The 26,308-nt window shown below is 74.3% G+C and carries 15 protein-coding genes and 2 pseudogenes; 8 read left to right on the top strand and 9 right to left on the bottom strand.

What is annotated here, in order from left to right; all coding sequences use genetic code 11:
- Positions 1-35 precede the first annotated feature (35 nt).
- From HFV08_RS16995 to HFV08_RS17010, 4 genes are read right to left on the bottom strand one after another with little or no spacing between them, the layout of a single operon-like run.
- Positions 36-1,043, bottom strand: a complete 1,008-nt coding sequence (locus tag HFV08_RS16995; RefSeq protein WP_168540382.1) for a DUF5914 domain-containing protein — start codon at positions 1,041-1,043, stop codon at positions 36-38.
- A complete protein-coding gene (locus HFV08_RS17000; protein WP_168540384.1) occupies positions 1,040-2,035 on the bottom strand; it encodes a phytoene/squalene synthase family protein in 996 nt (331 codons plus the stop codon). The genes HFV08_RS16995 and HFV08_RS17000 overlap by 4 nt, the downstream gene beginning before the upstream one ends.
- Positions 2,022-3,590, bottom strand: coding sequence for a phytoene desaturase family protein (crtI, locus tag HFV08_RS17005; protein WP_168540386.1), 1,569 nt, complete (start codon positions 3,588-3,590; stop codon positions 2,022-2,024). Before crtI ends, HFV08_RS17000 begins: the two co-directional genes overlap by 14 nt.
- Positions 3,587-4,723 (bottom strand): polyprenyl synthetase family protein, encoded by a 1,137-nt coding sequence (locus HFV08_RS17010; RefSeq protein ID WP_168540388.1) that lies wholly within the window; start codon positions 4,721-4,723, stop codon positions 3,587-3,589. The genes crtI and HFV08_RS17010 overlap by 4 nt, the downstream gene beginning before the upstream one ends.
- Before the next feature lie 368 nt (positions 4,724-5,091).
- Here HFV08_RS17010 and HFV08_RS17015 point away from each other — a divergent pair, with 368 nt between their 5' ends.
- Positions 5,092-5,634 (top strand): 2'-5' RNA ligase family protein, encoded by a 543-nt coding sequence (locus HFV08_RS17015; protein WP_168540390.1) that lies wholly within the window; start codon positions 5,092-5,094, stop codon positions 5,632-5,634.
- A 63-nt stretch (positions 5,635-5,697) separates the two neighbouring features.
- Here the strand turns inward: HFV08_RS17015 and HFV08_RS32365 are convergent, their stop codons facing one another.
- From HFV08_RS32365 to HFV08_RS17035, 3 genes and pseudogenes are all read right to left on the bottom strand, one after another.
- Positions 5,698-6,120 (bottom strand): WD40 repeat domain-containing protein, encoded by a 423-nt coding sequence (locus tag HFV08_RS32365; protein WP_312885662.1) that lies wholly within the window; start codon positions 6,118-6,120, stop codon positions 5,698-5,700.
- 574 nt (positions 6,121-6,694) lie between these two features.
- A pseudogene (locus tag HFV08_RS32105) lies at positions 6,695-9,421 on the bottom strand (NB-ARC domain-containing protein); the annotation flags it as partial.
- A 151-nt stretch (positions 9,422-9,572) separates the two neighbouring features.
- Positions 9,573-10,733, bottom strand: coding sequence for a CapA family protein (locus tag HFV08_RS17035; RefSeq protein WP_312885663.1), 1,161 nt, complete (start codon positions 10,731-10,733; stop codon positions 9,573-9,575).
- Positions 10,734-11,766: 1,033 nt separating this feature from the next.
- Between HFV08_RS17035 and HFV08_RS17040 the strand changes: the two genes are divergently transcribed.
- Complete coding sequence (locus HFV08_RS17040) at positions 11,767-13,671, top strand: AfsR/SARP family transcriptional regulator (RefSeq protein ID WP_168540394.1); 1,905 nt, start codon at positions 11,767-11,769, stop codon at positions 13,669-13,671.
- A 133-nt stretch (positions 13,672-13,804) separates the two neighbouring features.
- On the opposite strand, the gene HFV08_RS17045 is transcribed toward HFV08_RS17040, so the two are convergent.
- A complete protein-coding gene (locus tag HFV08_RS17045; RefSeq protein ID WP_168540396.1) occupies positions 13,805-16,075 on the bottom strand; it encodes an MMPL family transporter in 2,271 nt (756 codons plus the stop codon).
- 310 nt (positions 16,076-16,385) lie between these two features.
- On the opposite strand from HFV08_RS17045, the gene HFV08_RS17050 reads away from it, so the two are divergent.
- The 6 genes from HFV08_RS17050 (at position 16,386) to HFV08_RS17075 (ending at position 25,877) form a co-directional block, all read left to right on the top strand.
- The gene (locus tag HFV08_RS17050; RefSeq protein ID WP_168540398.1) at positions 16,386-17,729 is read left to right on the top strand and encodes an FAD-dependent oxidoreductase; all 1,344 of its coding nucleotides are present in this window, start codon (positions 16,386-16,388) and stop codon (positions 17,727-17,729) included.
- Positions 17,730-17,764: 35 nt separating this feature from the next.
- A complete protein-coding gene (locus HFV08_RS17055; protein ID WP_052482117.1) occupies positions 17,765-18,790 on the top strand; it encodes a UbiA family prenyltransferase in 1,026 nt (341 codons plus the stop codon).
- A 54-nt stretch (positions 18,791-18,844) separates the two neighbouring features.
- Positions 18,845-20,449, top strand: coding sequence for a class I adenylate-forming enzyme family protein (locus HFV08_RS17060; protein WP_168540400.1), 1,605 nt, complete (start codon positions 18,845-18,847; stop codon positions 20,447-20,449).
- A 29-nt stretch (positions 20,450-20,478) separates the two neighbouring features.
- Positions 20,479-21,843, top strand: a complete 1,365-nt coding sequence (locus HFV08_RS17065) for a protoporphyrinogen/coproporphyrinogen oxidase (RefSeq protein WP_168540402.1) — start codon at positions 20,479-20,481, stop codon at positions 21,841-21,843.
- Positions 21,844-22,135: 292 nt separating this feature from the next.
- On the top strand, positions 22,136-24,520 hold the full coding sequence (locus HFV08_RS32370; protein WP_168540404.1) for an ATP-binding protein: 2,385 nt from the start codon (positions 22,136-22,138) through the stop codon (positions 24,518-24,520).
- A 466-nt stretch (positions 24,521-24,986) separates the two neighbouring features.
- Complete coding sequence (locus HFV08_RS17075) at positions 24,987-25,877, top strand: S1 family peptidase (RefSeq protein WP_312885657.1); 891 nt, start codon at positions 24,987-24,989, stop codon at positions 25,875-25,877.
- A gap of 213 nt (positions 25,878-26,090) precedes the next feature.
- On the opposite strand, the pseudogene HFV08_RS17080 reads toward HFV08_RS17075, so the two are convergent.
- A pseudogene (locus HFV08_RS17080) lies at positions 26,091-26,308 on the bottom strand (flavodoxin-dependent (E)-4-hydroxy-3-methylbut-2-enyl-diphosphate synthase); the annotation flags it as partial.

Genomic DNA, 26,308 nt, shown 5'->3' on the forward strand with positions numbered 1-26,308 from the left:
CGCCGTGACACCGCCGCCCATGCCACCGCCCGCGCTCAGCCCGGAAAGCGCCCGGTGCCGCGCAGTGCCCAGCGCCGTTCCGCGTACGCCAGGTCGTCGCGCCACAGCCGTCCGGCCGTCCGGCGCATCAGCGGACGCAGCGCGGGCGCGAGGGCGCGGGCCACCGCGAAGCCCCGGCGGTCCGAAGCGGCGACGACCGCCTCCACCACGGCCGTCCGGGGCCGCCCGTCCGCCCGGGCGGTCAGCGGGGTGGCGTGGGTCTCCACCACGGACCCGGCCCCCTCGCCCCCGGTGATGCGCATCAGCACCGTACGCGGCCCGGGCGCGGTGAACTCGGCCCGCACCGGCACCACCAGGCGCCTGGACACCCGGAAGGAGACCTCGACGAGGAAGGCGTCGTCCTCCTCGTCACGCGGCGCCCGGAGCACGGTCAGATCCACGAAGGCGTACGGGTGCAGCCAGGAACCGTGCCAGGGGTCGAGGCGGTTGGCGACCACGTCCTGCGGTTCGCACCGGCCCACCCCGGTGTACACCGCCTCCACCGCGCCGCCCGGCGCCGGGCGCTCCGGCACCAGGGGACGCCTCAGCGGCTCCTCGCCGCCCACCGCGTCCAGCCGGACCCACACCAGGACCCCGTCGTCGTACGCGGGATAGGGGTCCCACCCGGCGAACGGCCCGCCGTCCAGGCCCAGTCCGTGCCAGCGGCAGACCAGCGTGCCGCACACCACCCGGCCCTCGCGCAGGGGCGCACCCAGGTGGGGGCAGGCGCCCGGTCCGGCGTGCAGTTCCCCCTCGGCCGTGCGCCACAGCACGACCTCCACGCCGCCCACCGTCCGGCCGCGCGGCGGGCCGCCCGCGCGGACGTCCCGGGAGGCGCCGACGGCGAACCAGTTGCCGGAGGGCCGCGCCGTGGCGCGGTCGAGCGCCCCGGCGATGAGCGCCGGGCGCGCCTGCTGCCAGGTCGGGGCCTGCCCCGCCCAGTCCGGGCGGCCGTGCCGGCGCGACAGCGGCGTACGGCCGCTCCGGTGCGGGCGGCCGCTCACCGCACGGGCCTTTCGCGCGGCGATCCCGCGACGCCCGCCGCCGCCCGGTCCCGGTGGAGCCGGGCGCGCAGGCGGGCGCCCGCGATCTGCGCGGCGCCCACGGCGGCGGACACCGCACGGCGTCCCCGCGGGACCACCGCACGCCGGTGCAGCACCGCGTAGTCCTGTGCGGCGATCGCGTCGAGGATCCCGCTGTACAGGGTGAACGCCGTCCGGATGCAGGGTCGTACCCGCGGATCGAGCATGGCGATGCCGGGCTCCGCCTCCCGGTAGACGTCCCTCGTCAGGGCCTCGGCCGCGACCAGGGCCGCGCGGATCCGCGGGTCGCGCCGCCCGGTGCCGCGGCTCCAGCTCAGCAGGTCCCGGTCCACGCCGTGGGCGGCGAGCAGATCCGCCGGCAGGTAGACGCGGCCCCGGTCGAGGTCCTCGCCCACGTCCCGCAGGAAGTTGGTGAGCTGGAAGGCCACCCCGAGGGCCGCCGCGTGCGGCGCCGCTTCCGCGCGGGGGACGACCGTGCCCAGTACCGGCAGTATCTGCAGGCCGATCACCGCGGCCGAACCGTGCATATAGGACCGCAGCTCCGCGTAGCTCGGATAGTCGGTGACATGCAGGTCGCTGCGCATCGAGGCCAGGAAGTCGGCGAAGAGCGCGGGGGAGAGGGCGTACCGCCCGGCGGTGTCGGCCACGGCCCGCACCACCGGTTCCGTCCCGCGGCCGGTGCGCAGCGCGTACGCGAGGTCGTCCTCCAGGCGGCCGAGGAGGCGGTCGCGCTCTCCGGGCTCGCGGTGCCGGTCCAGGTCGTCCACGATGTCGTCCGCCCGGCGGGCGAAGCCGTACAGCGCGTGCACGGCCGGGCGGTCCGCCACCGGCAGCAGGCGGGTGGCCAGGAAGTACGTCCTGCCGTGGCGGGCGTTGAGCTCCCGGCAGCGGGTGTAGGCGGCGCGCAGGGCGGGGTCGGTGATCCCCGCGGCGGCCAGTTCACGGGCGGTCATGGCCACCCGCCCTCGCCGGGGTGTGGGGCAGGGGCACGGTGGGCGGTCGCTTCGCTGTGCCGCGCCGTGCGCCGGTGTGCGCGGTGATGCGGGCGGCGGCGAGCTTCCCGCTGATCAGCACCGTCGGCACACCGACCCCGGGGGTGGTGCCGCAGCCGGCCAGTACGGCGTTCTCCACTCCGCGCACCAGATTGCGGGGGCGGAACGGGCCGGTCTGCGCGAGGGTGTGGGAGACCGAGAACGGCGTCCCGCGGGCGTGGCCCCGTGCCGTCCAGTCCAGCGGTGTCACCAGGTGCTCCTCGCGGACGGCGGCCGAGAAGCCCGTCAGGCCCCGGCGCTCCAACTCGGCCACCAGGCTGTCCCGGTAGCGCGGTCCCAGCTCCCGCCAGGCTTCGGCCGGTGGGCCCACCGCGGTGTTCGGGCACGGCGCGAGGACGTAGTGCAGATGACCGCCCGGCGGTGCCAGCGAGGGATCGTGCGCCGTCGGCCGGGTGATCAGCAGGGACGGGTCGCTCATCAGCCGCCCGGTGCGCGTCAGTTCCTCGAAGGTGCGCTCCCAGGCCCCGCCGAAGGAGAGCGTGTGGTGGCCGAGTTCGGGCCAGGTGCGGTCGGTACCGGCGTGCAGGACCACGGCGGACGGTGAGTGGCGCAGCCGCAGCAGGCGCCGCGGTGTCCGGCCGAGCAGGCGGTAGGCGGTGGGCAGTTCGCAGGTGAGCACCACCGCGTCGCAGGGGATCCGTTCGCCGTCGGCCAGCCGGACCGCGCGCACCCGGCCCGCCGAGCGCTCGAGCCCGGTCGCCTCGGCGGACCACCGGAACCGCGCGCCCGCGTCCGCCGCCGCCTTCGCCATCCCCCGCGGGAGCGCGTGCATGCCGCCCTTGGGGAACCAGACCCCGGCCACCGTGTCCATGTAGGCGATCACCGCGTAGGCCGCCAGGGCGCGGGCCGGGGCCACTCCGGCGTACAGGGACTGGAAGGAGAAGACCCGGCGCAGCCGGGGGTCGGACAGGAAGCGGCCGATGCGCTCCTCCAGCCGCCCGAAGCCGCCCAGTGCCGCGAGCCGGGCCAGGTCGGGGTGCAGGAGCCGGAAGGGGGAGTCGGTGTTCGCGTCGATGAAGCGGTCCATCTGCGCCCGGTACAGCCGCTCCAGCCAGCCGCGCAGCTCCCGGTAGCCCGCGGCCTCGGCGGGTCCGGCGAACTGCCGCACCGCGGCCTCCATCGCCGCCCCGTCGGTGTGCACGTCGAGCGAGCTCCCGTCCGCGAAGCGGGCCCGGTACGCCGGGTGCAGCGCCACCAGCTCGACATGCCGGGCGAGGCTGTCGCCCACGGCCGCGAAGGCCTCGTCGGCCAGATGGGGCATGGTCAGCACGGTCGGGCCGGTGTCCAGCAGATGCCCGCCCAGCTCGACGCGCCCGGCCCGGCCGCCCGGACCCGCGTCCCGCTCCACGAGCGTCACCCGGCGGCCCGCGCCCAGCAGATGCAGCGCGCAGGCCAGTCCGGACAGCCCGGCACCCACCACGACGACATGGTCCGTCGGACCCGGCACCGTCCTCATCCGGCCTCCACGCCACGGCCCGCGGCGACGCCGGCGGCCCGCTCGGCCACCGCCGCGAACTCCCGCCGGACCTCGGCGGCGGCGCCGCTCGTCCGGAAGTGCCGCAGACTCTCGGCCACCAGCTCCGCGATCTTCGCCTCCACCGCGGACCGGGCGCCGATCCGCTCCAGTACGGCCCGGGTGCGCGCGACGCTGTGGTCCGGCCCTCCGGCGGCGGCGAGCACGGCGGCGGCCTCCTCGTCGCCGTCCGCCTCCGCGAGCCCGGCGGCGACGGCCAGGAGGTAGGTCGCCTTGCCCGCCCGCAGGTCGTCCCCGGCCGGTTTGCCGGTCACCGCCGGATCCCCGAACGCGCCGAGCAGATCGTCCCGGAGCTGGAAGGCCAGCCCCGCGCAGCGTCCGGCCGAGCGCAGCGCCCCCACGGTGTGCTCGTCCGCGCCCGCCAGCGAGGCGCCCAGGGTCAGCGGGCGCGCGACCGTGTACCGGGCGCCCTTCAGCTCGGCGATCGTCAGCGCCTCGTCGATGCCCGGGGAGCCGCTCGCCTCGGCGTGGATGTCCCGGTACTGCCCGGCGACCATCTCCTCGCGTATGGCCCGCCACTCGCGGTGCAGCCGCGCACCGTGCGGCGAGCCGAGCGCCGCCTCCGTGAGCAGGTCGTCCGCCCACACCAGCGCGAGATCGCCGACGAGCACCGCGGCGGAGGTCGCGAAGGACTCCGCCGGGCCGGTCATCCCCGCGGCGCGGTGCTGGCGGGCGAGGTCCACGTGCACGGCGGGCGCGCCCCGGCGCAGCGGCGAGCCGTCCATCACATCGTCGTGGACGAGCGCGCAGACCTGGACGAGTTCCAGCGCGACTCCCGTGCACAGCAGAGCGGTGGAGTCCCCGCACCCGCCCGCTGCCCGCCATCCGCACCAGGCGAACGCCGTACGCAGCCGCTTGCCGCCGCCCCGCGCGAGGGCGGCGACCCGCCCGGCCACGTCCCGGGCGCACACCGCGTCGGTGCCCCGGGCCGCGCGCAGCCGGGCCTCAAGCACCCGGTCCAGCAACGCCTCGACGTCCGCGACGGCGTCCGGCACGGAGGGCGGTGCGCCGACTCCTCCGTCCGCGTCCGTCGTCTCTGGCCGCAGTCCCCGCATGCACAGCCTCTCTTCCGGCTCTCCGCCGCTCGCGTACCCGTGCGTCCGCCCATGTGCCGGACGCGGACGCACCGATGCTCCGTGGGGACACGCACCGATGTCCCGTGAGGACGGATTCCCCGGTGACCGCCCCTCCCGGCGGTTCGTACGCGTGTTTCACCCTGCTGCGTCGCCGGGCCCTCGCCGTCCGCCGGATGCGGTCGGCAGGGGCGCCCGGGATCCGGCGGCTGAGGGCGGCCGTCGACGCGCTCCCGTTGCCCGCCGCCGCGGCCGGGCCCGGATCCATCCGGCCGCCGCGCCCCTCTCCCGCCCGGGGCTGCCGCGGACACCCCGGCCGCGGGGCCGGATCATCTCCGTAGCCTGGCCGTATGCACACCCTCGAGCTGCTGCCTGACGAGACCGCCGACCTCGCGGTACGGGCCGCCTGGCGCACCCTCGACGCCGCCGGACTGCCCAGCCAGGCCGGCCACCGCCACCCGACCAACCGCCCGCACCTGACCCTGCTCACCCTTCCCGAGCTGCCGCCGCCGCTGCGCGCCGGGCTGGGCGAACTGCTCGCCGCGGCGCTGCCGCTGCCGCTGGCCGTCGCGGGACCGCGCGTCTTCCCCGGCCGGACGTGGACCCTGGTGTGGGCGATCCGCCCCGACCCGGCCCTGCTCGCGCTGCACGCCCGGCTCTGGAGCGCCTGCCGCGCCGTGGCGGATCCCGCCGCCCGGCCCGACTCCCGTCACGCGCCCGGCCGCTGGACGCCCCACCTCACCCTGGGCCGGTCCCGCCGCTCCCGCGCCGCCCGGCCCGAGCCCGGTGACCCGGCCTTCCCCGTCCTGCCCCCGCTGCCGGACGCCCCCCACTGGACCGCGGCACGCACCTACGACAGCACGACCCGGACGGTCGGCCCGCTGACCCCCTGAGACCGCGGCTGCCCGGAGCGGCGGATCCCGAAGGCCACCGGTCCCGGAGTCCGCCGCGCCGCCTCAGCGGTGCAGCGTGAAGCCGTAGAGACCGCGCTCGCCCGCCGCCACCAGGACCGCTGAACCGCCCACCCAGGTAGCGGAGTTGAGGGCGGCGTCCGCGCGGGCGGTGGCCAGGAGGCGGTGGTCCGCGACGGTCCGGACGGTGAGGGCGCCGTCCTCGCCGGTGGTGGCGAGCAGGGTGCCGTCGGGGCTGGCGACCACATCCGTGACCGGCCCGGAGTGCACCCGCAGGCGGGCGAGCAGCGTGCCGGTGGCGGTGTCGAGGAGGCGGACGGCGCCGTCCTCGTCGGCGGTGGCGAGCCGGCTGCCGTCCGGGGTCAGGGTGAGGGCGCGGGAGCGGGGGCCCGGGTCGCGGAGGACGAGTTCGCCCCGGAAGGCAGGCGGGCCGGCGGGCGCCCCGGTGGCCGGGTCCCAGCAGCGCACTCCGCTCGGGGTGCCCCAACCCAGCGTGTAGACAAGGCCGTTGGGGCGCGAAGGCGACCGCGGGATGGGATTCGGCGGTGCCTCGCCGGAGGCGGCGCAGCGCGCGGAGCAGCCGGGTGCGGCGGCCGGTGGCCGCTGCGGTGCGCTCCTGCCGGCCCTCGCGGAAGACGGGCGGGAGGCCGGGGCGGGCGAGCGCGATCCGGCCGTCCGGGGCGACGGCGCAGGCGGTCCGGGCGGGCGGATCGGTCCGCTGCTCGGCGAGGGTCAGTTCGGGGAGCCAGGTGAGCGGGTCCCAGCGCACCACCGCGCCCTCGTCGTCGGCGGTGACCAGGGTGGAGCCGCCGGACGTCAGGCTGTCCCGGTGCGGCGCCACGGCCAGGGCGCGGATGTGCTCGGAGTGCTCGGGTCCGTCGCCCTGGCTGCCGTCGTAGGGGTTCCAGAAGCGGACCAGGCCGTCGTCGCTCAGGCTGGCCAGCCAGCCGCCGTTGCGGGCGGCGACCGTCTGCCGCACCGGGCGCGGGGTACTGCGCAGCAGCGCCGGTCCGGCGTCGGCGAAGGCCCGGTCCCAGGTGCGGACCGTGCCGTCCGCGGCGGAACTGGCCAGCCATTCCCCCTCGGCGGCGACCACGAGGGCGGTGACCCTCTTGGTGTGCCCGTACAGCCGCCCGCGGGAGCGCCCTCCCGCGAGCCCCTGGATCCGGATGCTGCCGTCCGCGCCGCCGGTGGCGAGCCAGCTGCCGTCCGGTGCCAGCGCCAGGGCGGTGACCCGCCTCCCCAAGTGCCGTGTCCGGCCCACGAATTGCGTACGCGTGGTCCAGCCCCGGACCCAGCCCTCCTCGTCGAGGACGGCCAGGGCGTCGCCGCGTGCGGAGAGCTGGAGGGAGCGGGCCGGGCTCTCACCGGCGAGGGTGGTGACCACCTCCCCGCCGGGCAGCTCCCGGAGCGTCACCTCTCCCGCGCTGTCCGCGGTGGCCAGCCGGCTGCCGTCCGCGGAGACCACCGCGGCCCGCACCGCCTCGTTGACCGTCAGGACGGCGGATACGCGGCCCGTCGCGCGGTGCTCGACCCGGAGCCGACCGCCGCTCGCGAGCACGAGCCAGGTGCCGTCCGCCGAGGCCCCGGCGAACGCGCCCTCCGCCGGTTCCGCGGGGTGGCTCCAGGCGCCGGCGGCCTGCTCCCAGACGGCCTCCGTGACGCCCTCCTCGGACAGCGCGGTCAGCGTGGAGCCGTCCGGAGCGAACAGCAGGCGCAGCGGCAGGGGGACGTACGCGTCCGGCGGTTCGTCCCGCGGATCGGTACCGGGCGCGAGCACGGTGCTGCTCCTGCGGATCCCGAGCCGGGCGTCCCACACTTCGAGCACCCGGCGGGTGCGGGCGGGAACCGCGCGGCCGGTGAGCCTCGGCCCCCTCGACCCCCTCGGCTCGGGGGAGGCCCCGGACCCTCCGGGTGCCTCCCGGTAGGCCACCGCGAGCAGGCGCCCGTCCGGGGAGAGCGCCAGCGGGTACGGGGTGCGGTCGGGGGCGGTGATGCCGAGGGTGCGGCGCAGCGCCGGGTGCGGCAGGTCCGGCGGACGCCACCGGCTGGCCAGATACGGCCCCGGCGCCTGAGCCCGTCGCGCCGCCACCTGTGCCTGCCACTGCTGCTGGGTGTCGAGGCGCTGGTGCAGTACGCCGATGAGCGCGTCCGGTGACTCCACTCCGGTCAGCAGATGCGCGGTCTGCGCCAGGCTCCGGGCGAGGAGTTGGGAGTGCCGGGTGCCGGACTGCTCCAGGTCGCTCCACGGGGCGGCGGGGCCCGCGTGCCGCAGCCGGGTCTCCACCCAGCGCAGATCGGCCGCCACCTCCTCGGCCCGCGCCTCTCTCCCGGCCGCGCGCAGATGGCCGACCAGATGGTCGAGCAGATAGCCGGAGTCCGTCTCCCACCAGGCGGTACGGTCCGCTGCCGCCTCCGGCTCGTCCAGGGGCCGCGCCCGGGGCAGGCCCTCCGCCGCCGCGTCCGCCAACCGGCCGTGCAGCTCGCGCAGTTGATCCGGGCCGAGGCGGCTGCGCAGGTAGTCCCGTACCACGTCGTGGAGTTGGAGGTGGCCGCCGTCGGCCGGGGTGAGGGACACCAGGGAGAGCCGGGCCAGTTCGCCGCAGACCCCGCGGGTCCGGTCCTCGGTCAACTGCCGTGTCCGGGACCAGAGTCGGGCCACCAGCGGGACGGGTACGGCGGCGTCCTCGGCGAAGACGCCCAGTTCGCTGAAGCAGTCCACCGCGCCCGGCGGCAGCAGTTCGAGAGCGGCGCCGAAGGAGGCGGCCACCGCCTGGTTGCGGCGCTCGGGGTCGTCGAGATCCCAGTCGGGCCCGTCCGCCGCCAGCGGTCCGTCGCTGCGCAGCCGGGTCAGCAGCCGCGCCGCGTACGTCCCGGGGTCGCCGCCCAGCCGCTCCTGGGCGGCGATGAGCCGGTTCACCAGGCGGAGCAGCAGCGGCCAGCGACCGGTCACCTGGAGCAGACCGCCGGTCAACTCGGGCGGTAGCGGAGGGAGTTCGTGCAGCAGCAGGGTGCGGGCCTGGGCGGGGGACATCTCGTCCACCTCGACCCGGGCCGCGTCCGGCGGCAGCAGCCCGGGGTCCCGGGTGGTCACCAGGCGGACGCAGCCGCTGCCGCCGCGCAGGAAGGGCGTGAGCTGCTGCCGGGACCAGACGTCGTCCAGGACGAGCAGGGTGCGCGGGCGGGCGTCGAGCAGTCGTCCGAGGTGGTCACCGGCCAGCGCCGGGTCGTCGAACTCGGTGGTGTCCCCGGTGAGGAAGCGGGTGGTCTCCGCGACCTTGGCGGCGATCGCGGCCCGGCCCTGGACCTCGCGGCCGATGGTGACGGTGTAGACCCGGCCGCGGAAGTGGCGCCGCACCCGGTGGTTGGCGGCGACCGCGGTGGCCAGGGTGGTCTTGCCGAAGCCGCCCGCGCCGGTCAGGGCGGTGCTCAGACCCACCGCTCCGGTCTGCCGCCCGCACACCGCGGCCGCCGCCCGGGCGGACTGCGCCCGGTCCACGAACCAGCCGGGGACCTCGGGCGCGGGCGGCGGCAGCGGGTCGTCCGCGGCGGCGTCCCGCTGGTTCTGCTGCCGTAGGGAGAGGAGGGCGAGGGCCACCGAGAGCACCAGGCCGACCCCGAGCACCTGCCAGGGCCAGCGGCGTACCCAGTCGACTGCGGCGGGCCAGTGCCCCTGCCCGGTGGCCGGGCCCGCGGCCAGGCCGATCACGAAGGCGGTGACCGTGGTCAGCGCCGCGGTCACCGCCCCCTGGGCGGCCCGTCCCCGCATGCGCTCCTCCGCCCCGGCCAACCCCCGCCCGCTGCCGAGGAGTTGGCCCTCCCGCCCGGGAGCCCACCCACGCTGCCCACGAGTCACGGCGATGCTACCGCCGCGGGGGAGGGGGCCAGGGTCGCTTCGGTACGGACGCGCGGGGGCCGGATCAGCCGGGTTCCCCCGGGGCGAAGACGAGGCCCGCGGAGCGTGCGCCGCGGCTGAGGACCGCCTGCCGGATGGTGTCGCGGGCGTGGGTGTAGTCGGTGCGCCCGGGGTCCTCGGCGAGGGCGCTGTTGAGGTCGACGAGCCGCAGCGGGTCGTTGTCCACACGGAAGGGGAGCGCCTCCGCCTTCTTGACGTGCCAGGCGGCACCCGGCTTGCGCGGCGGGGCGAAGGTGAAGCGGGCGGCGGTGCCGAGCTGGCCGCGGGCGTCGTTCATGCGCCCGGCGATCTGGTCGCCGAGCCCGTAGACGACCCAGGTGCCGTTGACCTTCTCGTAGGGCTGGGGCACATGGTTGTGCGTGCCGATGACGAGGTCGATGTCGCGTCGGCCGCCGGTCGCGGACCGGGTGAGGCGCTGGGCGACGTCGAGTTGCTCCTGGTCCGGCTCCTGCTGCCACTCGGTGCCCCAGTGCGTGCTGACCACCACCACGTCCGCCCCGGCGCGGCGGGCGGCACGGGCGTCGTGGACGACCCGCTCGGGGTCGAGGAGGTTGACCAGCCACGGGCGGTCCGCCGGTACCGGGATGCCGTTGGTGCCGTAGGTGTAGGCGAGGTGCGCGACGGTGGCGCCGCCCGCCTTGAGGAAGGTCGTGGCCCCGCCCTCCTTCGCCGAGCGCGCGGAGCCGGTGTGCCGCAGCCGGGCCGCGTCCAGCGCGCCGAGGGTGCGGGAGACGCCCTCGGCCCCGGCGTCCAGGGTGTGGTTGGAGGCGGTGGAACAGGAGTGGTAGCCGAGGTCCCGGACGCTTCGGGCGATCTGCGGCGGGGACTTGAAGAGGGGGTATCCGGTGTACGGGCCGCCGCTCGCCCCGTACACCGTCTCCATGTGGCAGAGCGCCACATCGGCGCCGGAGACCAGGGGTTTCGCGGCGGCGAGCATGGGGCCGAAGTCGTAGCCGCTGCCGCTGCTGCTGCCGCCGCTGTCGGCCGCGGCCTGCCGGATGACCGAGTCGTGGACGAGCAGATCGCCGGTGGCCACCAGGGTGAAGCCGCGCGCCGCGCCCGGTGTCCCGGCCTCGGCGGCTCCCGGCCGGGCGGGGGTGTCCCGGGTGAGCTCGCCCGAGCAGGCGGCCGTCGTGCCGAGCACCGCCACGGCGAGCGCCGCCACCACCGGCCGCTTCCCGCGGTACCGGCCCCTCTTGACCGTCCGTCCTGTGGCGCCACACCGCATGGAATCGCTCCGCTCGCTCGCTGACAGGGGGTGTCGTCCTGTCGCCGATGCTTCGGGCCGCGCTCCGGGGCCGCCATCGGGACCGGGCCATTCGGGCGCCCGGCCCGCTTCCCGCCGCCGCGCGGACGCGGATAAGCGGTCATGGCCTCTCACCGGGGACCGGAGTTCCGCCCGGAGACACTCGGGTCGCGGTATGGGCCGCGGTACGGCGGATTATCCGATTCCTCATCGCGAAGTCGGCGAAAGGGAACGCGGCGGTGAACGCACGCCCGCACCGAGGCGAAGGCGGGGTATTCCGGCCGGGAAAAGACGGGCCGAGGCCGGACAACCGCGCCTCGCGAGGTACGGAGTGCTTCGGGCGCCGACTTCCGGGGGCACCGCGTTCGCGGCAGCCGCTGCGTAAAGCGCCCGCACGTCCGCCGCGCCGCCCGTACCGCCCCGCCCTGCGCGGGTGTCCGCCCTTCTCGTGAGGCGGGGCGCGCCCTCGTCTCGCGGCGGGGCGAAGAGGCACATAGCGGGGCGTATCGTCCGTCCGCGGCCGCCCGGCGGAAGCGGACACCGCGCTGTCCACTAAAGGCCATGACCGGAGGAATGGGCTCCATCAGTGCGTGGACTGTCGACGTCGCGGTCAATCAGGAGGCACCATCGGCAGCCGCACAGTAAGGTGCGCTTACTCATTCACGGGGAGTGGTAATTCTCCGGACATTTCCGCGGGGCCCACGTGTGCCCCGAGCCGCCGGAGCGAGTGCCCGAAAAGGGTTGTCGAAGCCGACAAAACGGGCGCTCGATTAGTGGGGTCGAAGGTGCGGACGCGCAGTCCGCTGCCTCGGTCCGGGGTGCCGTGCGCATCCCGGAGAGGCGATGCGAAAGGACAGAACAGCAATTGACGTATCCGGCCACCGAAATTCCCGGCCCGTCCGGCACCCGGTCCGAGGGCACCGCGCCTCTGTGCATCCGGGTCCTGGGAGCCATGGAGATCACCGGGAGCAGCGTGGACCGGGCGCCGTCCGCGCCGATGGCCCGCCGCCTGCTCGCCTCCCTGCTGCTGCACGCCAACGAGCAGGTGCGGATATCGACGCTGGTCGACGAGCTCTGGGACGGTGAACCGCCGCGGCTGGCCCGCAAGACCGTGCAGACGTACGTCTACCAGCTCCGCAAGGAGTTCGCGGGCGGCTTCGGGGAGCGCCTGCTGACCTGCCCCAACGGCTACCGGATCCGCCTCGACAGCGACGAGTACGACCTGTGGCAGTTCGAGCGGTACCTCGCCGTGGGGCGCGCCGCCCTCGACGAGGGCGACCCCGAGGAGGCCGCCCGGGTGCTGCGCGAGGCGCTGGTCCTGTGGCGGGGCGACGCCTTCGCCGACATCGACACCGGCCCCGCGCTCGCCGCCCGGATCGCCCCGCTCGCCGAGTCCTGGCTGACCGCGGTGCGGCTGCGGGCCGAGGCGGACCTGCGGCTCGGACGGCACCACCAACTCCTGGGCGAGCTGCGGCAGCTCACCGCCGAGCACCCGCTGAACGAGGACTTCGCCGCCCAGTTCATGCTCGCCGCCTACCGCTCGGGCCAACGGGGCGCCGCGCTCCAGGCCTTCGCCCAGCTGCGCCGCCATCTCGTCGGCGAGCTGGGCATCGAGCCCTCGCACCGGCTCCAGCGGCTGCAGAGCGACGTCCTCAACGAATCGCCCGTGCTGGACCTGGTCCCCGGCCCCGCCCCGGCCGCCCCGACCGATCTCGGGGCGCGGGCGGCGAAGACCGCGAAGTACCGCTTCCTGAAGCGGCCCATCGCCCAACTGCCCTCCGACATACGGGACTTCGTCGGACGGCAGGCGGAGCTCTCGGTGATCGTGCGCCACGCGGGCGCGCAGAGCAGCCCGCACCTCGCCGCCCCCCAGGTGGTCACCGTGCTCGGCGGGGTGGGCGCGGGCAAGAGCACGGTGGCCGTCAGGGCGGCGCATCTGCTGCGCTCGCGTTTTGGCGACGGGCAGTTATACGTCCGCCTGCACGACGAGGACGGCGCCCCGATCGACCCCCGGGCGGTGCTGCGCGCCCTGCTGCGGGACATCGGCCTGCCGGTCTCCGAACTGCCGGAGCGCATCGACGAGTTGGCGCGGGTCTTCCGCTCCTGGACCGCCGACAAGCAACTGCTCCTGGTGCTCGACGACGCGGGCGGCCCCGAGCAGGTCCTGCCGCTGCTGCCGGGCGGCTCGGGGAGCGCCGTGCTGATCACCTCGCGGGTCCGGCTGCCGGGGCTGCCCGGCAATGTCATCGTCGAGATGGCGCCGATGGAGACCGGCGACGCCCTCTCCCTGCTCTCCTCGCTCGCGGGCGCGGAGCGCGTCGAGGCCGACCTCGACGCGGCACGCCGGGTGGTGCGCCTCACCGGCAACCGGGTCCTGGGCGTCCGGGCGGCGGGGGAGACGCTGCTGGCCCGCCCCATGTGGTCGGTGACCGAGCTGGCCGACCGGCTCGGTCCCGAGGCCTGCCGCCTCGCCGAGCTGGGTGCCGGTTCGCTGGACGTGGCGGAGCGGATGGCCTCCGGTCCGCTGCGGCTTCCTGAGCCGGAGCGCCGGGCACTCGGCAGGCTCGCGCGGGACGGGGCGTCCTTCGACGTCTCCTGGACGGCCCGGGTGCTCGCCCTGGACACCTCCGCCGCCGAGTTGATGATCGGCCGGCTCCTCGACCACCATGTGGTGGAGCTGGCCGAGGCCCGGCCGGGTGCCGAGCAGACCTTCCGGGTACCGGAGCTGGTCCGGCTCGCCGCGCGGCTCCGGGCGGAGGACACCGGGCCCGCGCCGCTGCGGCTGCTGACCGAGACCTCCACCGCCTGCGTGCTCCAGGACCCTTGCCGGTTACCGAAGTTGACCCCCGCGGGATGAGGCGCCCAGCCGGACACACCGGCTGGGCGCCCGGCCTGGGCCCGGGCTCCTCACCAGCACGAGGACACAGCGAAGTCCCCCTCCGCGGGAACCGATCCGGTTCCGCCGAGGGGGACTTCGTGTGCGGTGCGGGTCAGCGCAGGCTTCCCGGACGGGCGTGCTCGTCCCGGGCGCTGTCCGGTGCGGGCTCGCTGATCCCGGCCGCCACCGGCTCGGACTCCGGTGCCTCCCGCAGACCGTACTTCTGGTGGAAGCGGGCCAGCGGACCCGGCGCCCACCAGTTGGCGCGCCCGGCGAGCTTCATGAACGCCGGGACCAGGGCGCCGCGTACCAGGGTGGCGTCCATCAGGACCGCGAGGGCCAGGCCGAGGCCGATCGCCTTGAGGTAGGCGATGCCCGAGAGCAGGAAGCCCAGCCAGACGATGGCGATCAGTCCCGCCGCGGCGGTCACCATCGCGCCGGTGCGCTCCAGGCCGCGGGCCACCGCGAGGGTGTTGTCCGCCGAGCGGTCCCACTCCTCCTTGATCCGGGAGAGCAGGAAGACCTCGTAGTCCATCGACATGCCGAAGGCGATGCAGAAGAGCAGCAGCGGCACGGTCCAGGTGATGCTGTCGGTGACCACGAAGTCGCCGACCAGGCCCTCCAGATGGCCGTCCTGGAAGCCCCACACCAGCACACCGAAGGTGGCGCTCAGGCTCAGGCAGTTGAGGATCAGTGCCTTGAGCGGGAGCACCAGGCTGCCGGTGAAGAGGAAGAGCAGGATGAAGGTGGTGACGCCGATGATCCCGAGCGCGATCGGCAGCCGGTCGTACATGACGTCCAGCGAGTCCACCAACTCCGCCGCCGGGCCGCCGACTTGCACGTCGTACGGGGCCTTTGTGCCGCGGATGTCGTCGACGAGCTGCTCGCCCGCCTCGCTCATCGACTCGGTCTTGGGGATCACCGAGAGGAAGGTGCTGTTGTCCGCGCCGAACCGCTCCGCGGCCGCTCCCGGCGGGGCGACCAGCTTGCCCGCCGCGAAGGAGCCGGCCTCGCTGTCGACCCGGGCCACGTTGTCCAGCGAGGACAGCTGCTCGGCGTAGGAGTCGATCTTGCGCTCCCCGGCGGCCGGGGTGTCGTTCAGGACGACGTTCAGCGCCTCGGACTCACGGGCGTTGAAGTCCTTGCGCAGGATGTCGCTGACCTCGCGCGACTGCGTGTCGGCGGGCAGCACCCGGTCGTCGGGCATGCTCATGCGCAGGTTGAGGAAGGGCGAGCCGAGGACGAGCAGCACGCCGACCACGGCGACGGTGACCACGATCGGGTAGCGCATGACCTTGGTCGCCAGGCGGTACCAGAAGCGCTCGGACTCCGGCAGTTCCGGCTTCGGCGCCTTGCGGCCGAGGATGCGGCCCTTCTCGATGCGCGGGCCGAGCGCCTTGAGCAGCGCGGGCAGGAAGGTCACCGAGACCAGCGCGGCGAGCAGCGCGGTCGGGATGCCCGCGTAGGCGAAGGAGCGCAGGAAGTAGAAGGGGAAGACCAGGAGTCCCGCGAGGGCGAGCGCCACCGTGGCCGCGGAGAACAGGACCGTACGGCCCGCGGTGCGCAGCGCGGTGCGGATCGCGGTGTCGGTGTCCGCCCCGCCGTGCAGCTCCTCGCGGTACCGCTTGACCAGGATCAGGCTGTAGTCGATGGCCAGACCGAGACCGAGGCCGGTGGCGACATTGGTGGCGAGCACCGAGACATCGGTGAACAGCGTCAGGATGCGCAGGGTCAGCAGCACCGAGACGATCGTCAGACCGCTCACCATCAGCGGGACCAGGGCGGCCACCACGGTGCGGAAGACGAAGAGCATCACGATCAGCAGGACCGGGAAGGTGACCATCTCGATGAGCAGCAGGTCGTCCTGCGTGGTCTCGGTGATCTCCTTGTTGGCGACCGCCGAACCGCCCACCCGGGTGGCGAGCCCCTCGACCTCGCCCTCGTACTTCGGCTGGATCTTTTCCAGGACGTCCTGGACCTCGTCCTCGTCGCCGGCGATGCGCACCAGCACGAGCGCGCTGTTGCCGTCCTTGCCGCGCAGCGGCTGGACCTTGCCCAAGGACCAGTAGGAGATGGCCTGTTCGACATCCGTCTCGGCGGCGATGCGCTTCGTCAGGCGCGCACCGGCGGCGGCGACCGCGGGGTCGTCCACGCCGCGCTTGTCCGAGACCAGCAGGGTCAGATTGGGGGCGCCTGAGCCGAATCGTCCGTCGAGTATCTCGGCCGTCCGGGCGGATTCGGTGGAATCATCCGTGAACCCTCCGGCGGAGAGCGAGGAGATCACCGAGCCGCCCAGGGCTCCCGCAACCACCAGGAGCACACCCGACAGGTACAGGACCAGTCTGCTTCGGTGCGTGGTGAATCTGGCCAGCAAGTCGAACATGGAGCAACCTTTCGAGGGGAAACGCCCTGCGTGCCGGAGGCGTGCCGGTCCCGTACACCCGATCAAGGTAGGGAGCGCACGAGCACACTGGCAATGACAAGTCTCCACTGGGCGGCCACAGTCGGCCGACATCGAGCGAGGGCACCCGCTGCTCCCCGGCCACCCTCCCTGCCGGGCCGAATCAAGAAAATGACAAGTGTGTGCGGGTCATTCCGCCGGTGACTGCTATATCTCGCGACCGCCCCGCCCTCCTAAATTGCGGCATGAAGAGTCGAGGGCAATCCCAGACATTCCCTGGAGGGTCAAGCGAATGAGCCAGCGTGGAAGGACCGCTGTCATCGGCGGAGGGATGGCCGGTTGCGCCGCCGCCAAGGAGTTGATCAAGGCTGGCCGTGAGGTCGTCATATTCGAGGCGGCCGCCGGACTCGGCGGCCGGGCTCGTTCGTGGCACCGTTCGGAGATCGAGCCCTCGGTCGGCATCAACCTCTGGTTCACCAGCTTTTACAAGCTGATGTTCGAGCGAATTCGCGAGTACGGTCTCGAGGACCAGCTCGTGGAGATGTCCAACAACGTCATTGTCGTGGACAAGGGCAAGCCCGCCGAGCTGCTGTCCGACTCGATGCGCAGCCTGCTGACCTACCCGCACGTCGGCCTGCGCGACCGGATCGGCTTCCTGACCGGCACCCTGAAGGAGACGGTCAAGCGCAAGCAGCTCGACATCTTCGACCCGGTGGCGCTCGCGCCGTTCGACGACGGCACCACCGCGGCGCAGTACGCCCGCAAGAGCCTGTCCCAGCGCGGCTTCGACAACCTGCTGCGCCCGGAGATCGAGTCCTTCTGGCTGTGGCGCTGCGAGGACATCTCCGCCGCCCACGTCCGCGCCATGCAGGCCCAGGTCGCCGGCGCGAAGTTCTACGTCTTCCGCAACGGCATGGAGGTCATCGCCGAGCGCAACGCCGAGGGCGCGGACATCCGCCTGGAGCACGAGGTCACCGAACTCCAGGTCACCGACGGGCGGGTGCACATCACGGCCCGGTCCGCCGACGGTGAGACCCAGAGCGAGGAGTTCGACGACGTGGTGGTCGCCACCACCGCCTCGGTCGCCGCCAAGCTCACCGCCGCGCTCCCCAACGACCTGGTGGGCCGCGACACCCGCGAGTTCCTGGAGACCCAGGTCTACGAGCCCGCGCTGTCGGTCTCCTACCTGGTCGACTTCTCCAGCATGCCCTCGGAGGCGCACATCGTGGCCGCGGGCGCGGACGACCCGCCGGTCAAGACGATCATCACCTTCCCGCGCACGGTGCGCGACGAGAACGGCAAGCCGGTCGACAAGCACCTCGCCTTCGTCTACCCGGGCCGGGCGCAGACCCGCCGCCTGCTGACCCTCTCCCCGGAGGAGCAGTACGCCGAGACCAAGCGCCTGGTCACCGAGTTGTGGCCGGACTTCCCCGCCGACGCCGAGCCGTTCGAGATCGCCAGCCGCCCGCAGGCGATGCCGCTGCCCGCGCCGGGCCGCTACCGGATGTCCGCGCGGGTCATCGGCCTCCAGCACGCCCCGGTCGTCTTCGCGGGCGACTACTTCACCTCGCCGATCTCCGAGGCGGCGATGCTCTCCGGCATCCGCGCCGCCGAGAAGCTGACCCAGACCGGCTGAGCCGGGGGCCGGCGAAAGGAGAGACGACAGCCGACATGGACGCCTTCACCTCCGTCGACGCGGTGTCCGGCGCGTCCGGCCCCGCTCCCGCTTCCGCTCCGGCCACCGGAGCGGAAGCGGGGCCGCCGGCCACCGGCCGGGCCCGACTCGTCGCCTACGCGCGGCTCGCGAAGTTCGAGTTCGTGCTCGACTACTACCTGAGCATGCTGGTGCTGTGGACCGCCCTCGCCGGGAGTGTGCGGTTCGCCTCCGACACCCTCACCACCCTGCTGCTCTTCCTCGTCGGCGAGGTGGGCGTGGTCTCGGCGGTGATGGCCCTGGACGACGTCAACGGCATCCGGGACGGCAGCGACCGGGCCAACTACCTCGGCACCGGCGGCACCCCGCTGCGCCCGCTGGAGCGCAAGCCGCTGCTGACCGGCGCGCTCACCGTCGCGCAGGCGACCCGCTTCGGCTACCTCAGCCTGATCTGGGGAGCGCTGTTCTGGACCGCCAGCGCGGTGCTCGCCCCGGAGCGGCCCGGCTGGGCCCTGGCGATCACGGGCCTGGTCCTCTTCGCCGGGTTCCAGTACTCCTGGGGCCTCAAGCTGAGCTACCGCGGCCTCGGCGAAGTCCTCATCATGGGCTGCCCGCTGGTCATCGTCATCGCGCCCTACGGCTTCGTGGCGGGGGAGCTGCCCGCCACGGTCCTGGTGGAGGGCGTGCTGTTCGGGCTCTGGCAGATCCTCGTCTCCTGCTACTCCAACACCAAGGACATCAGCGGGGACGCGGCCGTCGGGCGCACCACGGTGGCGGTGCGCACCTCGGCCCGCGGCAACCTGCTCTTCATCGGGCTGCTCTCCGCGGCCGACCTGCTGCTCGTCCTCGGGGCCTCGGCGGCGGGCTGGACCCCCTGGTGGTTCTTCGCCGCGCTGCTGCCGCAGATGGCGCTGAGGTCGCGGCAGTTCCTCTCCTTCGGCCGTACCGGCGACGCGCTCCTCGCACGCAGGCGGGGCGTGCTGGCGTTCCGTACCGGCGTCGCCGGAGTCGTCGTGGCCAACCTGATCCACTTCGCCAGCTGAGGGGCGGCGCCGCCTCCCGACAGGCGGCGCCGGCTCCGGACAGGACAGACAGACATGTCATTGAAGAAGAATCCCAGCGGCCTCGGTCTGCTCTTCGACGAGCAGGCGCAGGCCGGGCGCAGCACCCTCTTCCACCTCAGCCGCCCCTTCGACATCGCCCCCGAGGTCGGCACCGAGCTCTCCGTGCCCGCCCTCGCCGGACTCGTCGAGGAGATGTCGGCGGCGCTGTACGAGGCGGGCGCGCGGGCCGGTGACCGGGTGGCCATCGCCAAGGACAACCACTGGGACTACCTGATCCTCGCCTGCGCCGCCTCGCGCTTCGGCGCCCTGCCGGTGCTCGTCGCGGGCAGCCTGCCGCCCGCCACCCTGGGCACCGTGCTCAAGAGGGCCGAGGCCCAGGTCCTGGTCACCACCGAGGGCATCCTCGCGCGCGCCGCCGAGGCCGGAGTGGACCTCAAGTCCCTCGCGCCGCGCACCGTGACGGTCGGCTCCGCCGCGTCCGGCACCGTCGCCCTGGAGGAGCTGCGCGGGGCCGCGAAGCCGCGGGTGCACAAGAGCGCGAGCTACGAGCCGATGGTCGCCACCCACACCTCGGGCACCACCGGTGTGCCCAAGCTGGTGGTGCACTCGGTGGACACCGTGCTCGGCCACCTCGGCCGCACCGAGTCGCTGCGCTTCCCGATCGTCGCCATGAAGCGCTCCGACATCGTGGCCACCGCCACCCCGTACAACCACATGCGCATGATCACCTGGAGCACCGGCACCCTGAAGCTGGAGCCCAAGGACGCCATGGTGCTCGCCGACGCCGACCCGGCGACCGCCGAGCGGATGTTCGCCAAGCGCCGCCCCACCTACCTGGAGGGGCTGCCCGCCGCGTACATCGGCTGGCAGGACCTGGCCGAGCGCCGCTCCGAACTCTTCGCGGACGTACGGCTGTTCGTGAGCACCTTCGACGCCGTGCACCCGCCGACCGTCCGCCGCTTCCTGAACGCGAGCAGGCGGCGCTTCCCGTCCTGGCTCCAGGGCTGGGGCCAGTCCGAGACCGGTCCGATGACCTTCCGGCTGCTGACCCGCAAGGCGATGGAGGCCAAGGGCGACCGGCACCCCACCACCCGCGACGTCGGCCGCCCCATCCCGGGCTTCACCTCGATGAAGGTCGTCGACCCGGCGACCATGAAGCCGGTCCCCAACGGCACCCCCGGGGTGCTCTTCACCCGCACCGACGGCCGCTGCATCGGCTACCTCGGTGAGCCCCAGCGCTGGCGGGAGAAGGCCAAGGGCAAGTGGTGGAACACCGGCGACTGGGGCGTGCGCAGCGCGAGCGGCAACTTCCGGCTCCTCGACCGCGAGGTCGACGTGATCCCGGGCATGAGCTGCATCGAGCTGGAGGACGTGCTCGCCGACCGGCTGCCCGAGCTGATCGAGGCCGCCGTGATCGGCATCCCCGGCAAGGAGCCGCTGCCGGTGCTCAGCACCAAGGACGGCACCCTCGACGAGGCGGCCTGGCGCCGGGCCACCGCGGACCTGCCCCCGCTGGGCACGCCGATGGTGATCCCGCTGGAGGAGATGCCGCGGACCAGCACCGGCAAGGTGCGCCGGGTCGAACTGCGCGAGCGCCTGCTCGGCGAGGAGACCTTCGGCACCGGACGCTGGACCTGAGCGGGCCGCGGGAGAGGGGAAGAGCTGCCATGGATCGTACGAGCAGCCATGTCGATGTGGCGGTCATCGGCGCCGGGATCTCCGGACTCACCGCCGCCTACCGGCTCCAGGAGGCCGGGCGGGTACCGGAGGTGTTCGAGGCCGACGAGGAGGTCGGCGGCCGGATGCAGGCGCGCAGGGAAGACGGCTGGCTGGTGGAGAAGGGCACCGAGACCCTTGCCTCGCACGGCTATCCGGCGACCTGGCGGCTGATCAAGGACGTCGGCCTCGACCGGGACGGCGGCGTGCTCAAGGTGAAGAGCCTCGCCGGGGTCTGGCGCGACGGCAAGGCGCACGCGGGCAGCGGGCACTTCGTCGGCACCCTCACCGGCGCGGGCCTCTCGCTGCCGGGCCGGATGGCGATGACCGGGATGTTCGGCTCGCTGCTGCCCGCGCTCGGCAAGACGGACACCCGGCGGCCCGGCGAGGGCCCGCTCGGGCTGCGTACGGTCGCCGAGCTGGTCGAGGGCCGCCACCCCGATCTGCACGACTACCTGCTCCAGCCCGCCGCCGCCACCGGCTGGGCCTGGAACACCCGGCGCTCCTGTGTGGCACCCCTGGTGGCCACCATGGTCGCCACCCGGGGACTGCACGGCTGGCGCACCTACCGGGACGGCATGGACGCCCTCGCCCGGCGGGTGGCCGCGAAGCTGACGGTGCACACCGGCAGCGCCGTGCAGGAGGTCGCCGCACAGCCCGGCGGCGGCGTCCGGGTGGCCTTCGCCGACGGCCGGGTGCTCACCGCGAACGACGTCGTCCTCGCCGTGCCCGCGCCGGTGGCCCGCAAGCTGTACCCCTCGGCTCCGGCGGCCGAACTGCCCTTCCTGGACGCGACCTCGTACTCCCGGATGATCCGGGTGACGCTGCGGGTGGACCGGCCGCTCGCGGTCAGGCAGTCGCGGGGCACCCCGAAGGTCTACGCGCTGCTGATCCCGGAGAAGGAGGACGGCTATCTGTCGGGGCTGACCTTCGAGCACTCCAAGGCCGCCAACCGGGCACCGCGGGGCAAGGGCCTGATCAGCATGCTCACCGCCGAGCGGGCCACCGACGAGCTGATCGAGCGGCCCGACGAGGAGGTGGTCGAGGCGCTGCTCGCGCGCGCCGAGCGCTATGTGCCCCAGCTGCGCGCGGCGGTCCTCGGCTCCGCCGTGCACCGCTTCCCGTACGCGGCGCCGGAGGCCACCCCGGACGCGCTGCGCCTGCAGAGCGCCTTCCTCGACCGGCCGCACGGCCCGGTGGAGTTCGCCGGGGACTGGGTCTTCCAGCGCCCCACCAGCGAGGCCGCGGTCCAGGCCGGGGAACTGGCCGCCGAGCGGATCCTGTCCCGGAGCGCCGGCTCCGGACCTTCCGCCTGATCCGCACCGGAGGTCCGGCCGCCGCCCCCCCCGGCGGCCTCCTCACCGCAGCCGTCCGCAGGCCGTGTCCCCGGCCCGCGGGCGGCTGCTCCGCGTAACGCCAGGAGCGGAATGCCGCCCTCCTGTGCCGCGTTGACCGAACCTTGACCGATCTTTGGACGGGACCTGCGAGGTTCCGTCAATCGGCAGACATCAGTCTTGCGGACACCACAAGCAGGCGGGGGCAGCCATGCGGGCGTCGAACGGTGCGGGTACCACATTCGCGGCAGGCACTACCGGGACCGGGCAGGCCGTGCTCACCCACCAGCGGGCGCACTACCCGCTCACCTCCCATGTCGGCCGGGACACCGAACTCGCCGACCTCAAAGCCCGCGCCGGCGCGCCCGGCGGACAGGTCCTCACCCTCACCGGACCGGTCGGCGTCGGCAAGAGCCGCCTCGCCGACGTCTTCTTCGAGGAGATGCGCGGCGACTTCGCCGACGGCGGGCGCTACCTCGAACTCGACGCGCTGCCCGCCCGGCCCGGCGACCGGGACGGCGGCCTCGCCCGCGCGGTCGCCGAGGCGCTCACCGACGAGGAGTGCCCGGCCGGGGCCGAACCGCTCGACCTGCTGCGCGACTTGCTGACCGGCCGGGACCTCCTGCTCGTCCTCGACTGCGGCAGCCGCTCCTGCGAGGGCATCGCCGAACTCTGGGAGGCGGTCGCCCCGCTGGCCCGGCGGCTGTGCCTGCTCACCGTGGGCACCCAGGTCCTCGGCATGTACGGCGAGCACCGGGTGCCGCTCTTCCCGCTCGCGGTGCCCACCGAGGAGGACGCCCAGGACCTCGCCCGGCTCGGGCAGGTGGACTCGGTACGCCTCCTGGTGGACCGCACCCGGGCGCTGCGCCCCGGGTTCCGGCTCACCGAGGAGAACCGCGAGACCGTCGCCCGGCTGTGCCGGATGCTCGACGGGCTGCCGCTCTCCCTGGAGGCCGCCGCCTCCCGGCTCAAGGTCAGCTCGCCGAGCGTGCTCCTCGACGAAGTGCTGCGCGACCCGGCGATGTCCACCCCGGCCGGGACCGGCGCGAGGGCCGCCTTCGAGGAGGACCCGGCCCGCCCCGGCGCGGTGGCCGGACCCGACGCCCGCGGGCTCGCCCTGGACGCGGTACGGCTCCTGGTGCGCCTCGCGGTCTTCGAGCGCAGCTTCGGCGTGGCCGAGGCCGCCGGGGTGCTGGAACTGCCGCTCGACCTCACCCGGCGGGCACTTGAGGAACTGGTCGACCACAGCGCCCTGCTCACCGAGGAGCAGCGGGACGGCAGCGTGCGCTTCTGGATGCTGCGCAGGTCCCGGGCGTACGCGCTCGCGGACCTCGGCCGCCGCGGGGCGCTGACCGAGGCGCGCGCCGAGCACGCCGCCTTCTTCCAGCGCCGGGTGCACGGGCTCCGCGAACGGCTGCGGGGTGCCCAACAGGCCCAGGCCGCTGAGGAGTTCGCGCACTGGCGGCTCGACGTCCGGGCCGCCCTGGAGTTCCTGGTCGAGGGCGGCCGGGTCGAGGCGGCGGCCCGGCTGGCCACCGCGGCCCAGCCCTGCTGGCTGCTGCGCGGCGAGGCGCGCGAGGCCGTGGACTGGCTGTCCGCCGCCCTCGGCCTCGGCGTGGAGAGCCAGGAGGTGCGCCCGGCCGCCGCCCAGGCGCTCGGCGAGGCCCTGCTCCTGGACGGTGAACCCGAGGCCGCCGCCCCCCTCTTGGCGGAGGCGCTCGCTGCGTACACCGCGCGGGACGAGGAGGCGGGCGTCGCGCTCACCCGGCTGCACCTGGCACGGCTCGCCCAGCTCCAGGGTGATCTGCCCGCCGCCGAGCACCAGTTGACCCTGGTCCTCGCCGAGCCCGGACCCGAGGGCTGCCCGGGGCGCAGGGCGGCGACCCTGGCCCGGCTCGCCGAGGTCCGCCGGGACCGGGGCGACACCGCGCAGGCGGTACGGCACGCGGCGGAGGCGGTGCGGCTCTTCGAGGGCGCCGAGGACACCCGCGCCGCGGCCCGGGCCCAGCTCACCCTGGCCGGCCTGACGGTCACTCAGGGCGACTACGAGCACGCCGAGCAACTGGCCTGCCGGGCACTGCTGTTGCTCCAGGAGCGCGGTGATCTCCCCGAGGTGGCACGGGGCTTGGCGGTGCTCGCCGAACTGCTGACCCACAAGTACGGGCGTACGGCGGCCGCTTGGGAGCGGGCGGCCCGGCTGCTCGGCTCGGCGGACGCCATCCGGCGCGGCGCGGGGGACACCCTGGCCGGGCAGCCGGGAGCGGTCGCCGCCGGACTGCTCGACCGGGTCAGCGAGCGGATGGGCGCGGCCGCCTTCGAGACCGCCTGGCAGGAGGGGGCCGCCAGCACCCCGGCCGCGGCGGTGGCGCTGGCCCTCACCCTCATCGAGCCGACCAGGCACCAGCCCAGCTCCACCGATGTGGTGGGCTCGCTGACCCGCCGGGAGCACGAGGTGGCGATGCTGGTCACGGAGGGCCTCACCAACCGGGAGGTGGCCCGCAGGCTCGGCATCGCCGAGTGGACGGCGGTCAACCACATGCGCAAGGTGATGCAGAAGCTCGGCTGCACCTCCCGGGTCCAGGTCGCCGGCCGGATGCTGCGGCCCCTGGACGGCCGCGAGGTGCAGGACTCCGACTCCCGGGACCTGCTGCGGCGTTAGGACCTGTCCGACGCCTCCCGTCGTCGCCCGCGGGGCGGCCCCGCGGCAGAGGGTGAGGTGCCGGACGGGCCCCGGGCCGGGTCCGGAAGGTCCCGTCCGCCGCCCGGCGGACGGGGCTTCGGGGACACCGGCCGGGGCTGTGCCGTTGGGGCGGATGGGGCCGGGGTGCGGGGCGTGCCGTATGGGGTCGGGCCGGGGGAGTCCAGGTCCTCGGAGGGTCCTGCGGGCCGCCGCTAGGTTTCCGTCATCGGGGCCGCTGCACACGGTTGCCAATCCACCGGTTTGGTGGTGTCTGGAGTACGGGTGGCGGCTGCATGTCGGCCAGCCCTGTCCCGGGGGTCTTGCGCGGACGGGCCGGGCTGCCCAGCATAAGCAACGTTGTCAGGGTCACATCACCTTCACATCCTGACGACGTGTCATGGGGGCGTCATCACGCCCCCTGGTTCCCCACGACCTGGAGGACACAGTGCGACTCTCACACCCCCGCCACCTTTCGAGACGCGCACGACTCATCGCCGCGGCGACCGGCCTCGCGGCCACCGCGGCACTGGCGGTCCCCGCCGCCACCGCCGCGGCCCAGCCGGCCCCGAAGACGTTCAGCGCCACCGAGCTCAAGGCCACGGCCGACTCCCTGCGCACCGCCGACGTCGGCGGCACCGCGTGGTACGTCGACACCAAGACGGACAAGGTCGTCGTCACCGTCGACAGCACGGTCAGCAAGGCCGAGATCGCCAAGATCAAGGACGAGGCCGGCGTGAACGCCGACGCTCTCGTGCTCAAGCACACCCCCGGCAAGTTCTCCAAGCTCATCGCCGGCGGCGAGGCCATCACCACGGGTGGAGCCCGGTGCTCCCTCGGCTTCAACGTGCAGGACAGCGCGGGCACCAAGTACGCGCTGACCGCGGGCCACTGCACCAACATCGGCAGCTCGTGGTCGATCGGCACCACCGCCGGGTCCAGCTTCCCCGGCAACGACTACGGCATCATCCGCCACTCCAACGGTGGTGCGGCCGACGGCCGTGTCTACCTCTACAACGGCGGCTACCAGGAGATCACCGGTGCCGGCAACGCCTCGGTGGGCCAGTCGGTCCAGCGCAGCGGCAGCACCACCGGTGTCCACGGCGGTTCGGTCACCGGCCTCAACGCCACCGTGAACTACGGTGCCGACGGCATCGTCTCCGGTCTGATCCAGACCAACGTCTGCGCCGAGCCCGGCGACAGCGGCGGCTCGCTCTTCTCGGGCAGCACCGCGCTCGGCCTGACCTCCGGCGGCAGCGGCAACTGCTCCTCCGGCGGCACCACGTTCTTCCAGCCCGTCACCGAAGCGCTCAGCGCCTACGGTGTGAGCATCATCTGAGTTCTGCGGTGACCGGGGTGGGATCCTCCCCGTCCTGAGCCTGTCCCCGTCCGGTCCGCCGGGCGGGGACAGCGCGCGTTCCGAGGCCGCCGTACGGACGACGGCGCGGGCGGGAGAGGAAGCGGTACGGCGCGGATCCGCACCGTACGCCCTCTCCCGCCCGCGCCTGTGCCGAGGTCGTCAACCCGGCTTCCCGCGGGGCCCGTCGGCCGCTCAGGCCATGAGCACCTCGGGTTCGCCGGAGGGGATGCCGTCGGCTTCCATCTGCTCGGCGATCTTCATGGCCTCCTCGATCAGGGTCTGAACGATCTTCGACTCCGGGACGGTCGCGATGACCTCGCCCTTCACGAAGATCTGCCCCTTGCCGTTGCCCGAGGCCACCCCGAGATCCGCCTCCCGCGCCTCACCGGGACCGTTGACCACACACCCCA

The organism is Streptomyces physcomitrii, assembly GCF_012273655.1.
Lineage (GTDB): Bacteria > Actinomycetota > Actinomycetes > Streptomycetales > Streptomycetaceae > Streptomyces > Streptomyces physcomitrii.